Source organism: Sinanaerobacter sp. ZZT-01, from assembly GCF_035621135.1.
Taxonomy (GTDB): Bacteria; Bacillota; Clostridia; order Peptostreptococcales; family Anaerovoracaceae; genus IOR16.
Genome location: NZ_CP141728.1, coordinates 744,042 through 757,127, shown reverse-complemented (window position 1 = coordinate 757,127; position 13,086 = coordinate 744,042). Strand labels below are relative to the sequence as shown.

The following is a 13,086-nucleotide window of genomic DNA, read 5'->3' as shown; positions in this document are numbered from 1 at the left end:
ATGAGGAATTTATGCAAGGATAAGCGGGGAGACTTACTCATCACCACACTAGCTATTTTCGTTTTGCTGCTTGGTATGGGAACCTTTGTAGCTGAGTATTTAAAAGTACATGGTATGCATGACCATGTAGAGACAGAATTAAACCGAGCGGTAAACCTATCCATTAAAGAAGCCATGTATGATAGTTATCGGCAGGACTATCTAAATAAGCTCGATCCTGATGTGGCAAAAGATAAGTTTTATCGCTATTTGCACGAAGATCTCGATTTAGATTCCAATTTCGAGAAGCATCAACCAGGTCAAAAAAAATATGCTTATAAAGTAGAAATTAAAGATTTGGAGATTGATGGAGAGAACGCAAAAATGAAGGTAAAAGCGGTTGCAAATGTACCATGTGTATTTGTAGGACTACCAGATTGGCAGCTTCCCATTAATGTAGGGAGTAGAAACATGAGGGTAGATGGAAGGTAAGCGTAATCCTGTTGACGAAAAATTTCCATTATAATACAATGAAGGGAAGTGAAAAATTTGTATGAATTTTTAATATCGGAGGAATGGTGGATGGAAACGATTGTCGCCGCGGGTATTACCGCAGTTGTTACACTAATAGTAGCTTGGATCGGGTATAACAGCAAAGTGAATAAATTAATACAAGGGCATAAAGATCTATCTTCGGAGAATGGAAATCTCTCAAATGAACATGAAACTTTATCAAAAGAGCATCGCTTTTTAACCAAAGAGCATAATGGATTGGAGGATGCTCATAAGAGGCTGGAACATGGGCAGGAAAGAATATTTGACTGCACATCAAAAATTTGGACAGATATGCAAGTGACAAAAGAAAAGCAGGCTAATCGGTATAATTGTTTGACAGTGCAGCAAAAAAATATAGTAGACAGTGTTGAGAACATTAAAGCAATGGCAGATGAATTAAAGCGGATTGCTGCGGAAAACAAAGAGCTTCACCAGCGTGTTTCTGAATTGGAGCAGGAAAAGGCTTTATTGCAAAAAGAAAACAAAAATATCAGAAGAACTAGAGATAGAGGACTAGAAAGATAGAAGTATGTAAGCTTATGGTAAGTAAATCTTGTAAGAAAAAAGAAAATCATGGTATAATATGCTAAGGATTACCGTTTGGCGGTTGGTCACTCTCTGAAAAAGGGGGTGATTGTTATGATTACATATTCAGAACTGTTTCAGTTTGGATTACTAATTGTAGCCATTATTTCCTTGTGCTTGCACAAGCGTAAATAAAAGAAATACCGCCTATTCCTTTTCGGTCTAGACGGCATTTCAAAACCCAGTTTTGGACTGACCGCCCTGCGAAAAGCGGTAATCCTTTATCTATTCTTATGATAGCATATGTTTCAATATGCGTCAAGAAAACAGGTATAGTACAGACAGAAAAAGAAAAAACACAATCGAATAAAAAATTATAAAGATTCAACAAAACTATTGAAATTTCAACGGTTTTAAGGTATAATTATAGTATGAAAAAGAATAAATTTCATTAATTTGGAGGTGGAAATTATGAAGAAAAAGAGCATTATGTTGGCACTGACTTTAGTCGTGGCCATTGCATCGTCTACCATATCCTTTGCAGCAGCGCAGCCTAATTTTAAAGATACAAAAGTAACTGATTGGTATTACCCATATATGAGCAAAATGGTTGATAAGGGAGCTATCAGCGGGTATCCGGATAAGACCTTCCGTCCAAACAAAACCATGACGAATGCGGAGTTTATAACCACCATCGTGGGAGCGACAGTTGGCAAACAAGATAAAACTGGCCAGCATTGGGCAAGTGGTTATATGGATGTTGCTAAGAAAAACGAAATGGTTATTGGTGATGAGATGCAACAGTCAGATTGGAATAAACCAATTACACGTCAGAAGATGGCGGTTGTCATAGCAAGAACTACAGAAAAAGTGCTAAAGGAAGAGCCAATTGCCAATGCAGATAAATTTAAAACTCAATTAAAGGATTATGCAGGACTTTGTGATTACTGCAAACCATATATTTTGCAAGCTTACGGGAAGGGTATCATATCCGGTTATCCGGATGGAACCTTTGGAGGAAGCAAAACTGCAACAAGAGCTGAGGTTTGTTCTATGCTGACAAGGATGCTGGAGCCGGCAGATCGAACCACCGAAAAAGTGGTGGATAAAGACAAGACGGGAACAATCAAGGATATTATTACAAATTCACAGGATATTTTTGGGGGAAAACATCTGACCACATATGTAATCTCTGATCCGAAGCTTTGGAATATGGAGCTTGGAGAAGACTCTCTTCAAAAATACGTGAAAATGAAGGATCCAGGATTGGCAATCTTTGTGACTGATGGAAAAGCAGTTATAACAAGTGGTCGTAATGCTACAAGAGATGGAAGATATGCTGTTTTGTATGAATTAAGGGGAGTACAGTCAGCGGATATTACAAAGGTAGATTATATCGGCAGTTACGACAGTGTAAATCCGGTGTTAACTCTGATACCGAATCCATTTAAAAAATAATAGATTAATATGTAAAAGAGATAAATCGTCTGTAAAAAAGCAGGCGATTTTCTTTTGCAAAGAAAGGATAACAATATGAGAAAAAGAATCTTTTGTATGCTTCTTAGCTTGCTCATGCTAGGGATGTCAGTTATACCCGTATTTGCAGCAGAAGAAATAAAAACGGAAAAAAAGGTAAGGTTTGTCACTAGCGTTATTTTTATTTGGCGAAGTAAGACGCAAGAATGGGATCCAGCAGCTCCGAAGGATTTATATACGATGAATACCAGCGCAACACTGGAAAAAGGTGCGAAAAATGTGAAAATTTATCCTTATGATATGGACAAACATGATCCGGGAAAGGCTACGGATGGGGCAAGAGAAAAGACGATGTATGATAAAGCATATATGCCATATGCCGCTTCGGAACTAAGTCTTAAATTAAAAACAAATCCAGATGCAGATGGAAAGATTACCTATTCCTATCAATTTAGGTTACAATCAGGTGAAATCTATGATGTAGCAGCAAAGCTTAAAGTAGGAGAAGAACAGGAAATACGGGATCTATTAGGCTATGTCTCTCCGGAAATCGAGAAATTTCTTAGTTATGCGAGAAATAATACCTTGTCGGATGATATGCAGGGGCAGCTTTATTTTATGCCATATGTCATAGAGTGGGATGAACCTGTGCTTGAGGAAGTACCGGAAGTTCCACCATTTGTAGAGCCGGAGCAGCCAACACCGCCGGCAGATACCAAAGGGTGCAGTACAGTTATTCAATGGTCAGAGACAAAGGCACATACGTATTATTGTGGAGGTTGCTTAATAGGTGGAGGCTGCCCCGGACATACCTGCAGGCATGTTTATACGTATCAGACTACTTTAACAGCCAATGCAACAGTTTCGCCAAATAAACTGAAATCCGGATATGGTTTTGGTGTAACAGTAAATAACAGTATATCTACGAAACAAATCAGTGATAAAGGGGTATGTGGAAAAAGTAAAACAAAGGTCAATGAAAAGAAACCGGTGCCACCGGCAGCTGCAGAAGTAAAGACGGGGTGGTCTGTTAAAAATCGATTAGGAACACAGTTTAAAATTATTCAGCTTGAAAAATCATCATCCACGGCTGCATCCTCAAAATTTATTTGTCGTAAGAATCGTATCAGTGAAATCAAAGAGTGTAAGATTTACACCGATGTAGCACTAAAAGGAACAGGGAAGAAGCCTGTAACACATCCCATCTCGATTGTGATCAGCGGTGGTGGTGTAAATGAAGTGCCTTTCTGCAAGACTATCCCAAAGACAATTACTATTAATGGTAATATGTATGAGGATGATTTTACAGTCGATCGGAGGCCATAGGAAAGGATAGGGGTTATGATGCTATGTAAATATAAGATATTTGCTGAAGGTGCCCAATTTGCACTCTATCGCAGGTTAGAAAATAAAGAGGAAGAGTACTATACGGAAGAGCTAGAACGTTTGAAATATGAGAATAGGACTATTTGGTTGCGGTTAGATGTCGGAGAAAAAAATGAACTAATTACGAAGAAAGAAAAGTTGATGAAAATTGTGGGAGAATAATTCGAAAGGCAGGTAAAGCATGAACGTGTGTATTTGGATGCTATCTGTGCCAATTTTGGCATATGGTGCATATCAAGATTGGAAATATCGAATCGTCCCCAATAAAGTACCTGCAGGGTTAGCAATTCTAGCTGTTATAGAAATGATAATTTCGATTTTTGGTAATAACAATTTTTTTATTTCAGTTAGTATCAGTGAAAGAATCTTTGGGGTAATTGTGCCTGCATTGATTCTTTTTTTATTATATGTTGTTCAGGAGGATGGCATTGGAGGTGGCGATTATAAGCTAATTATAGCATTAGGAGCGTTAATCGGGGCAACACAACTCAGTATAGTGGCATTTGTGGCTTGCCTGATCGCTTTATGTTATTGCTTCATGAAGCAGGTACGTTCAGTACCTTTTGCAATTATGGTGTTCGTTGGATATATCTTTCTGTTGATATTCCGTGAAATATAAAATAGATAAATAAGGATGAGGGAGAGTGTAACAACGACTCTTCCTTTTCTGTTTTTTGGAAAGAAAGGAGCGAGAAATGGCAGTATACACAAAAGAGGACTATGAGCTGGCTCGTGGTGTACATGCACTAGACTATCTGAGGGCAACTGGTCATGTTTTGGAAAAGTCGGGGAAGGATTGGCAATTAAAAGAGCACGATAGTTTGAAAATAAGCGGAGATGGAAAGTGGTTCTGGCATAGTAGGAATACCGGAGGGCAGAGCCCTATCTCATTGGTGCACGAACTGGAAGGTATCAGTAAATTGGATGCAATTAAAAAACTAGCAGAATTTGCAGGAGGGACTAGTGTTACTTCTGAGATAACAGCATCAGTACAGAGAGAGATGAAAAAGGTAGAGTTTCAATTACCAGAGAAAAATGATACGACAAAGCGGGCATATGCGTATCTAACTAAGACTAGAGGATTGGATGCAGACATTGTAAAAGTGTGTATGAAGCAAGGGCTGATTTATGAGAGTAAGAAGTACAACAATGCGGTTTTCGTAGGACAGGCAGACGATTTGGGGCATGTAAAACATGCGTCCTTGCGTGGAACTTATACCAATGCAGCAAAGCCATTTAAAGGTGATGTGACTGGATCGGATAAATCATATTCTTTTGCTTTACCTGGGCGAAATGATATTTTAATTGTCTGTGAATCTGCTATTGATGCTTTGTCTCAAGCTACGTTGACCAAGATGGCAGGAGGTGATTGGACGGAGGATCACCGATTAGCGCTAGGAGGTATGTCAGATTCCTCGTTAGAACGATATTTGAGTAAGCATCCAGAAATTAAAACTCTTGTTCTTGCATTAGACAATGATAAAGATGCCGTAGATAAGGATGGAAATCCAGACAATCACGGACAAAAACGAGCTGAAAAATTGGCTCAGGTGTATAAAGAGAAAGGCTATACCGTATTAAATTCTGTAACTAAGGAGAAAGATTTAAATGCAGAACTACAAGCCCGTCGCGGAATTTCTTCTGAGTTACCGGAGAACAAAAAGGTAAAGGAACAGAAAGCAAAGAGAACCTTACCCAAAGAAGGTAGTTCAGCAGAAAAAAATGAGATTGCAGGCATTGACATTCAACAATCCAATTTAAAAATGGACGAACTGTGGAGCAAGCTGGAAGATGGGGTAAGAGCGGTATATTCCAGTGATAATTACATCAATTATTTAAAGTTTGCCGCTAAATTTTATCATTACAGCATAGCAAACTGTTTGTTGATTGCTATGCAGATGCCAAATGCAACCAGGGTGGCTGGGTTCCAAGCTTGGAAGAAAAAGTTTTCCCGTACTGTTAAAAAAGGAGAATCTGGACTGCAAATATTAGCACCTGTTACCTACAACAAAAAAGAAGCGATAGAGGTTGTCAACAAGGAGACAGGAGAGATCACGATTGAGAATCAAGTAGTGCAAAAAAAATATTATAAGCCTGTTTATGTCTTTGATGTATCACAGACTGAAGGACGAGAACTACCGCAGCTAACAAGTGAATTAAAAGGTAACGTAGCCCAATATGAGTTAATGATGAAAGCGATTCAGGCGGTTTCTAAGTATCCCATTGCTTTTGAGCAAATGCAGGATGGCAAGAAAGGGTATTTTTCACCGAAGCAGAAAAGGATTGCATTACGAAATGGAATGAGTGAAGCGCAAACTTTGAAAACTGCCATCCATGAGCTGGCTCACTCCAGATTGCATGCAGACAATAGTGGAAAGCTAGATGACCAGTCGAAAACCATGAGAGAGATTCAAGCAGAGTCAGTGGCTTTTATGGTATGTGAGCAACTTGGATTGGACACATCCGACTACAGTTTCCCATACATCGCATCCTATGAAAATCAAGAATTAAATGAGTTAAAGGAATCTTTACGAACCATACAACAAGGAACAAAAAGTATGCTAGCAGAACTTGAAGCAGCGATGGAACAGCAGCTAGAAAAAGAAAAATCAGTTGCTGAAGAAACCAAAGACAGTAGTGAACTCTTAGAAGAAGAAACACTCTTAAAATTATCAGAGATAGAGAAAAATCCGAAAAGTAAAAGTGAATATGTCATGCAGCTTTTTCAAGAAGGGTATCGAAAAGACCCTGTGGAGACCATGAAAATTTTTGGTTATCCAGTAGAGGAGTCCACATTGAACACCGCTATTTTATACAAAGATCCGCTCATTCAAGAAGCGGTTGCTAAGCCGACTTCGCTGAAAAGCTGTGTGGGTGTTATACAAAAACAAATTGATGCAGGCAATAAAGTTAAAGGCAAGGTAAAAGTACAAATCAATTTTTCTGAATCCAATTTACCGAAAGGAGAATTTTACTCGTTGATGGCTGCTAACAAAGTATTTGGGCAGTATGAAGCGAGGGTTCGCAAAGAAAGAAAAATTGATCCAAATCGTGGATATGACAAAACAGAGTTTGCACTTTATATTGAAGACAATGGACAATGGCAGTATGGTATCTCACGGTATGACATTGGAGATGGATACGCAGATAACTTGCTAGACTTTATTCAAAAGAGCATGTATCCTGACATTGTAAAAAAGTGTGAAAAGGATTTGCTGACCCAAATGAAACGATTTGAAAATCAGAAAACAAAAAGTACAAAGGAGGATAAACAACATGACTAATGATTATTTATTTTTACAATTCAGCATGGAGCAAGAGGCAATTTTGGTAAAAGAAATGCGCCGACCAGATAAGGATTTATTGCTTCGTACATTACGAGAAGGAAGAGCCAATATTGAATCGGATGATGGCTTAAGCGGAAAAGGATTTTTATTTGACCCAGCCGAAGAACTAGAAATGATGTATGACGAGGTAATTGAAAAAGTAGAGCAAATGTCGGAAGAAGATATTCGCAAGCTATTTGAAATTTTGCCAATGTATTCTGATTTAGAATAGCGATGTGGCACCCAGCGGATGTTATTTTTTATTCTGTCAGTGGTGATTTCTCTGTCAGTGAAAACTTGTGCCACAAGTTTTTTTTGAATTGGCAAGCACTGGATTTGTGCCACAAATCCGCTCGTTAGGGGGGCGAACCCCTAAAACCCCGTTTGATTGAAAATAAAAAAGGAAAGGAGGTAGCCTATGAAAACAAAAGCCGATAGCAGAACTGAAACAGTAAAGTGTCGAGTGACGGTAGAGGAGTTATTAGATATTGATGAGAAGGCTTACCAATTGCAAACATCAAGAAGTGATTATTTGCGCCGATTGATTTTTGACAAGGAAGTTGTCATTTATGATTTTTCTGCATTGGATAATCTGACGGCGCAGATTGGAAAAATCGGTGTCAACATTAATCAAATTGCAAAGAAGTTAAATCAAGGTGATAACTTAGATAAAGGAAATGCAGAATACTTGGTGGGAGCTATGGAGACAATTCATGAGTCAATCAAAAAAATTTACAGAGACACCATAAAGAAAAAGTCAGAGGGTGGATAATGGCTATTACGAAAATATGGGATGTGAAAGTGCGACCTGATCAAAGATTAGAATATGTATCTAGGCCTGAAAAAAGCGATAATGGTACATTGCTTTTCTCGAATAGATGCTCTACTGATTGGGAACTTGCGCATCTACAGATGCAGACGCACAGGAGACGGTTCAATAAAGATAATAACAATTTAATATATCATGGGTGTGTTTCCTTCCCTGCAAAAGAAGTATCACCAGAGCAAGCCAGAGAAATTGCAATTGAGTGGATGAATGGTAAGTTTTCGAGATACCAATACTTTGGAAGCGTGCATGTGGATACGAAAAACATTCATTTCAATTTTATTTTTAATGCAGTTGATATGGATGGAAAAAAATACAATGACTGCAATCGAACGCTAGATGAACTTCGAGCGTGGACTGACACTTTGTGTGAAAAATATGGACTGGAGGTAGTAATCCCAAAAGACAAAGGAATGAGCTATAAGGAATATATGGAGAGACGGAATCAAAGTTCTTGGAAAGCGAATATTCAACGTGACATTGATGCCACTATTTGGCGTTCAGATAGCTTTGAACATTTTATTGAGCTAATGCATGCACAAGGATATTTTATAAAGTATGGCGAGAATGTAACTCACATTGTATTTAAAAAAGAAGGAATGGAGAAGGGGTGTCGTGGAAGAAAAATAGGAGCAGCATATACAGAAGAAATGATAAAAGAACGCATTCGTTTTAAAGAATTCTGTTTTATACCAAGTGGCATTGAATGGCATTCAAAGTGGAAGAAATTAACGCCATCACAAAAAGCCTTTTGGGGGCTCAAGCATCGCAGAGCAAGATTCTCAACGCTCTTTGGCTTATGGCTTCATGCTATGTCAGGTACAAAGGAGTTCCATTTGAAAAAGGTATCCCCTTCGCAACGAAAGGGGTATAAAAGTAAATATGAATATCAAATTAAAGAGCTGACAGAACAGCTTTTTTTTGTACAGAAAAATAATATATCTTCTAGGAGTGATGTGAATGAAAGACTGGTTTTTTTGATGGAGCAGTTGAACCGGACAACCGACTGGAAGCAGAAAAAGGAAATTGAAAAGGAGATGGGGCCTTATCAAAAATTACTAAAGAACTTAAATAAAATAAGAGAACGGACTATTATACCAGATGTGAATTTTGATAGGAGTTCACAAGAGGAAATGTCGTCTAAGTCGTCTAAGGTGAAGCATACCGATAGGCGATTGTAAAAAAGGAGGAGCTAAGATGCAAGATCATGGTGCAGATGCAGCTACTGTCGTTGCCAATGCGTCGGTAGATATGAGCAAGGAAGCGTTGCATATAACAGCAGAGCTAATGAAATTTTTATTCTTGAAGGCACGTGAGGGCTCACGGATTAAAGCTGGAGAAACAAATATTGACAAGTTAATTCAGTCACTGGATGAAGGAGATCGAATTAAAAGTGCCGTAATTGATCCAAGCCATGCAAATGAGATCGCGAAATTGTCTAAACAACATGGAGTGGTTTACGCTATGGTGGAAAATCAGGAAGGACAAATGATTGTCTACTATAAAGAAAGTGAAGCAGAACGGATGCAGCATATCTTTGAAGATATTCTTCAGGATAATGTAAAGGAAGAAACGGATTCAAAGCAAGAAACTTCTTCTGAAGAACCTGGCACACAAAAGGAAGATGAGAGCAAAACGGTAGAATCAGAAAAGAGTAAGAGCAAACAGGAAACTAACAAAGAAATGGGCGTAGTGGAGCCAGATGATCAGCCTATACGTAGTGCAGACGAATTGTTCCAAGTTGGAGTAAGTCAGCAAGAGTTTACTACTGTTATTTTTAATCAAGATAATCCAATGGATTTTGTGGAAATTTTTTTTGATGTAGATGGGAATGCCCAATTTGCCATTTACCAAAATGGAGAGCTGCTATCAAAAGATGGACTGCCAACGCAGGAGCAGGCACGCCATGAAGTGGATTCGTATGTGCAACATGGAAGCTTTCAAATAAAAGGTTCATCTTATAAAGAAAAAGAATTACTACAGATGATACAGCAAGTGACTGAAAAACAGAAGGAAAAACAGCAGTTGCAAATGAAGCAGGAGGAGAGAGCTTCCTTCATGGATAAACTGATGCAACAGCCCGCTTGGATGGATGGGAGCTTACACGTGGTATCTGATGCACAAAATCCCAACAATTTCATTGCTGTGTACAAGGAGCTGGAGACCAATGAAGCCGGCATTGCTACGAAGAATACGGTACAGGTATATACAGATGGTATAGAGCAGATAGGGGCTGATCCAGTTAAAGCATTTGCTGGATATGAAGAATATAAGCATACGGAGCAAACTGGACGAAGTGCAGCAAAGCATTTTAATAAGCTACAACAACAAAGTCAGCAACTCATGAACGCAAAGATAGAAAAGATAGAGCGGGAAGCTGTGCCAAAGAAATTACCTCCAGAAACTCATGTTATTTTTGATGCAGGAAAGTCCAATCACTTTGTGGAACTAAGGCAGAGTGATGAGACAGTGCAGACATTTTTGCATAAAGGGAAAAGTGTGCTGCAGGTATCCGCTGTGCAGGCGGCAAAGCAAATTAAGGAATATCAGGATCCAATGACTATGGTTGCAAAAGGCCATTATGATCATGATACACTGTATCAAAAAGTAGATGGCATTGCCAAAGAGCAGATAGCAGAGCAGCAATTAGTTGCAGTAGCGGCGGCCAAAGAGGAGAAGCTAAAGGATATATTTGCGGAAATGGCTGGGTTAGATGGTACACTGCATACCTTTATTGATGCAAAAAACACCAATAATCGGATATACATATATAAAGACATTCAGCAAGTAAATGGAGAATTGAAAACAGTCAATCAGAGTCTAGTATTTTTAGATGGACAGAAAGCAAAGGTGCGGCCAGAGGCAGCGTTACAGCAGATGGAAAAGTATCGACATACAGAAAAATCTGGAAAAGGTGTGACTGGTCAATTTGAAAAATTGCTGCAATCAGATGAGATGAATTGGACAAGGAAAAAAAGCAAAGGTGACGTTGAGCTAGGAACAGAGGGGGATGGCGCAGAAAAGAAACCGCTGGCAGAGTATGAAAAGGCAGTAGCAAAAATTAAAGCTACAAGGGAAGCAAATATGGTACCAGAGGTAAAACTTTCAATAGGCTCCAAGGAAGCTTCAGTAAGGGGTGAGCGGTAATGGCAATTACAGAACAAGAGCGGCGACGTAAGAAACGGCGGTCGGATTACATCTTGATGGCAGTCAGCTACGTGCTGGGCAGTTATCTGATGCTGCACATAGGCGTGTGCTGGCCAGCATATCTAGAGTTCAATTTTCTGTCAGATTTGAATGCATTGCTGTATGATGCCACTACGCACATGCAGCTCTATCCACTGTCCTTTGCTGGTGCCAGCTTAGAGCCGTTCAAGTGGTTTACATTTATTGCGTTCATGGGAGTCGTGTGGTATATCAGTAGCAGGAAAAAGCTAATGCCCGGTAAAGAGCATGGCACGGCAAGGTGGGCAGAAAAAGAGGAAGGCAAGCGGTTGGCGGATAAGGTGTTTAAAAACAATATTATTTTGACGCTTACGGAGTGCCTCAGTTTAAACTCAAGGAAGATTCGTAAGAATGCCAATGTACTTGTCATAGGAGATTCCGGTGCTGGAAAAACCAGATCCTATGTAAAACCTAATCTCATGCAACTGCACACCTCTTATGTAATCACAGATCCCAAAGGAGAGATTTTGCAGGACACCGGGAAAATGTTAGAGAAAAATGGCTATGAAATTCGTGTCTTCAATTTAGTAGATATGGCACATAGTTACTGCTACAGTCCATTTCACTATATCGAAAAAGAGGAAGACGTGATGAAGGTAATCTCTTGTCTTATCCGTAATACCACACCATCCAACAGCAGCGTCAATGATCCTTTTTGGGAAAAGGCAGAAACAGCGTTATTACAAGCGCTGTTTTTCTTTATTTGGTATAAACTACCAAAGGATGAACAAAATTTTAACACTGTTTTACGTTTGATTCGAATGGCGGTGGTGGATGAAGAAGATAGCAGCTTTGAATCAGATCTAGATATTTTATTTGAACAGCTACGAAAGGAGGATCCCGATAACGTAGCGATTTGCCAATATGACATCTTTAAAAAGGCAGCAGGAAAAACAGCTAAGAGTATCATTATCTCTGCGGGTGTCCGTTTAGCGATCTTTAATATTCCGGCAGTGGCAAATTTAACACAGCAAGATACGCTGGATATTCGACAGCTGCCAGAGAGAAAGATGGCATTATTTCTTATCATTCCCGATTCGGATAAGACTTTTAACTTTATTGTGGCCATGATGTACACGCAAATGTTTTTGTTGTTTTCCAACATTGCATTTCGTAGCAAAGGCCGAAGGCTGAAGAATCATGTACGATTTATTTTGGATGAATTTGCAAACATCGGAGAGATACCGGACTTTTCAGAGCAGGCATCTACTATGAGAAGCAAAAATTTTAGTGTGACTATTATTTTGCAGCATCTGGCACAGCTAGAGGAGTTGTATAAAAAAAGTTGGAAAGCTATCGTCAATTGCTGTAACACCAAGTTGTATCTAGGCGGTGATGAGCAAAGCACTACAGAGTATTTTTCCAAGATGCTTGGAAAGGAGACCATTGACGTACAGACTGGAAACCTTACTAGAGGTAGGCATCGGTCGGCAACTCAAAATTACAACAAACAGGCCAGAGAACTCATGATGCCAGATGAGATTGGTCAGATGCCAGATACGGATTGCTTCGTATTGATCAAGGGAGTACATCCGTTTTATTCACAGAAGTATGACTTGACCAAGCATCCCAATTACAAGCTGCTGTATGATGAAGAGGAGCATCCAGAAAATTTCTTTGACTATAAAAGCATTGTTACACCAGTGCTGCAAAAAAAGGATACTATGCGAGAGACAGTGAAGCAGCAGAAAGTGAAGAAAGCAGATCCAAGTATTAATTTAAAGGAATTACAAGTTAGTGTGGAAGGCATACAACAAATGCGATATGCCTTAGAATATGAATTTTAGT

At 39.1% G+C, this 13,086-nt stretch carries 13 protein-coding genes; all 13 read left to right on the top strand.

Features of this window, described 5'->3' with window-relative positions:
- Window positions 1–471, top strand: coding sequence for a hypothetical protein (locus U5921_RS03795; protein WP_324824319.1), 471 nt, complete (start codon window positions 1–3; stop codon window positions 469–471).
- A gap of 90 nt (window positions 472–561) precedes the next feature.
- Window positions 562–1,059 (top strand): hypothetical protein, encoded by a 498-nt coding sequence (locus U5921_RS03790; protein ID WP_324825148.1) that lies wholly within the window; start codon window positions 562–564, stop codon window positions 1,057–1,059.
- A gap of 114 nt (window positions 1,060–1,173) precedes the next feature.
- The gene (locus tag U5921_RS16185; RefSeq protein WP_417765049.1) at window positions 1,174–1,254 is read left to right on the top strand and encodes a putative holin-like toxin; all 81 of its coding nucleotides are present in this window, start codon (window positions 1,174–1,176) and stop codon (window positions 1,252–1,254) included.
- A gap of 276 nt (window positions 1,255–1,530) precedes the next feature.
- On the top strand, window positions 1,531–2,517 hold the full coding sequence (locus U5921_RS03785) for an S-layer homology domain-containing protein (protein WP_324825147.1): 987 nt from the start codon (window positions 1,531–1,533) through the stop codon (window positions 2,515–2,517).
- A gap of 75 nt (window positions 2,518–2,592) precedes the next feature.
- Window positions 2,593–3,861: a hypothetical protein gene (locus U5921_RS03780; RefSeq protein WP_324825146.1), complete on the top strand. Its 1,269-nt coding sequence runs from the start codon at window positions 2,593–2,595 to the stop codon at window positions 3,859–3,861.
- 15 nt (window positions 3,862–3,876) lie between these two features.
- Window positions 3,877–4,083, top strand: coding sequence for a hypothetical protein (locus U5921_RS03775; protein WP_324825145.1), 207 nt, complete (start codon window positions 3,877–3,879; stop codon window positions 4,081–4,083).
- Between the two features lie 19 nt (window positions 4,084–4,102).
- Complete coding sequence (locus U5921_RS03770) at window positions 4,103–4,540, top strand: A24 family peptidase (RefSeq protein ID WP_324825144.1); 438 nt, start codon at window positions 4,103–4,105, stop codon at window positions 4,538–4,540.
- A 76-nt stretch (window positions 4,541–4,616) separates the two neighbouring features.
- The gene (locus tag U5921_RS03765) at window positions 4,617–7,205 is read left to right on the top strand and encodes a DUF3991 domain-containing protein (RefSeq protein WP_324825143.1); all 2,589 of its coding nucleotides are present in this window, start codon (window positions 4,617–4,619) and stop codon (window positions 7,203–7,205) included.
- Complete coding sequence (locus tag U5921_RS03760) at window positions 7,198–7,479, top strand: hypothetical protein (RefSeq protein ID WP_324825142.1); 282 nt, start codon at window positions 7,198–7,200, stop codon at window positions 7,477–7,479. Before U5921_RS03765 ends, U5921_RS03760 begins: the two co-directional genes overlap by 8 nt.
- Before the next feature lie 186 nt (window positions 7,480–7,665).
- On the top strand, window positions 7,666–8,019 hold the full coding sequence (locus tag U5921_RS03755) for a plasmid mobilization protein (RefSeq protein ID WP_324825141.1): 354 nt from the start codon (window positions 7,666–7,668) through the stop codon (window positions 8,017–8,019).
- Window positions 8,019–9,254 carry a relaxase/mobilization nuclease domain-containing protein gene (locus U5921_RS03750; RefSeq protein WP_324825140.1) on the top strand — a complete coding sequence of 412 codons (1,236 nt, stop codon included), beginning with the start codon at window positions 8,019–8,021 and terminating at the stop codon, window positions 9,252–9,254. Before U5921_RS03755 ends, U5921_RS03750 begins: the two co-directional genes overlap by 1 nt.
- Window positions 9,255–9,270: 16 nt before the next feature.
- Complete coding sequence (locus U5921_RS03745) at window positions 9,271–11,220, top strand: DUF3801 domain-containing protein (protein WP_324825139.1); 1,950 nt, start codon at window positions 9,271–9,273, stop codon at window positions 11,218–11,220.
- On the top strand, window positions 11,220–13,085 hold the full coding sequence (locus tag U5921_RS03740; RefSeq protein ID WP_324825138.1) for a VirD4-like conjugal transfer protein, CD1115 family: 1,866 nt from the start codon (window positions 11,220–11,222) through the stop codon (window positions 13,083–13,085). Before U5921_RS03745 ends, U5921_RS03740 begins: the two co-directional genes overlap by 1 nt.
- Window position 13,086: the final 1 nt, after the last annotated feature.

Bases quoted from the DNA above. Each gene is read 5' to 3' on its own strand.
- U5921_RS03780 (WP_324825146.1), top strand. From the start codon at position 2,593: ATGAGAAAAAGAATCTTTTGTATGCTTCTTAGCTTGCTCATGCTAGGG.
- U5921_RS03755 (WP_324825141.1), top strand. From the start codon at position 7,666: ATGAAAACAAAAGCCGATAGCAGAACTGAAACAGTAAAGTGTCGAGTG.
- U5921_RS03790 (WP_324825148.1), top strand. From the start codon at position 562: ATGGAAACGATTGTCGCCGCGGGTATTACCGCAGTTGTTACACTAATA.
- U5921_RS03745 (WP_324825139.1), top strand. From the start codon at position 9,271: ATGCAAGATCATGGTGCAGATGCAGCTACTGTCGTTGCCAATGCGTCG.
- U5921_RS16185 (WP_417765049.1), top strand. From the start codon at position 1,174: ATGATTACATATTCAGAACTGTTTCAGTTTGGATTACTAATTGTAGCC.
- U5921_RS03770 (WP_324825144.1), top strand. From the start codon at position 4,103: ATGAACGTGTGTATTTGGATGCTATCTGTGCCAATTTTGGCATATGGT.
- U5921_RS03775 (WP_324825145.1), top strand. From the start codon at position 3,877: ATGATGCTATGTAAATATAAGATATTTGCTGAAGGTGCCCAATTTGCA.
- U5921_RS03750 (WP_324825140.1), top strand. From the start codon at position 8,019: ATGGCTATTACGAAAATATGGGATGTGAAAGTGCGACCTGATCAAAGA.
- U5921_RS03740 (WP_324825138.1), top strand. From the start codon at position 11,220: ATGGCAATTACAGAACAAGAGCGGCGACGTAAGAAACGGCGGTCGGAT.
- U5921_RS03765 (WP_324825143.1), top strand. From the start codon at position 4,617: ATGGCAGTATACACAAAAGAGGACTATGAGCTGGCTCGTGGTGTACAT.
- U5921_RS03795 (WP_324824319.1), top strand. From the start codon at position 1: ATGAGGAATTTATGCAAGGATAAGCGGGGAGACTTACTCATCACCACA.
- U5921_RS03785 (WP_324825147.1), top strand. From the start codon at position 1,531: ATGAAGAAAAAGAGCATTATGTTGGCACTGACTTTAGTCGTGGCCATT.
- U5921_RS03760 (WP_324825142.1), top strand. From the start codon at position 7,198: ATGACTAATGATTATTTATTTTTACAATTCAGCATGGAGCAAGAGGCA.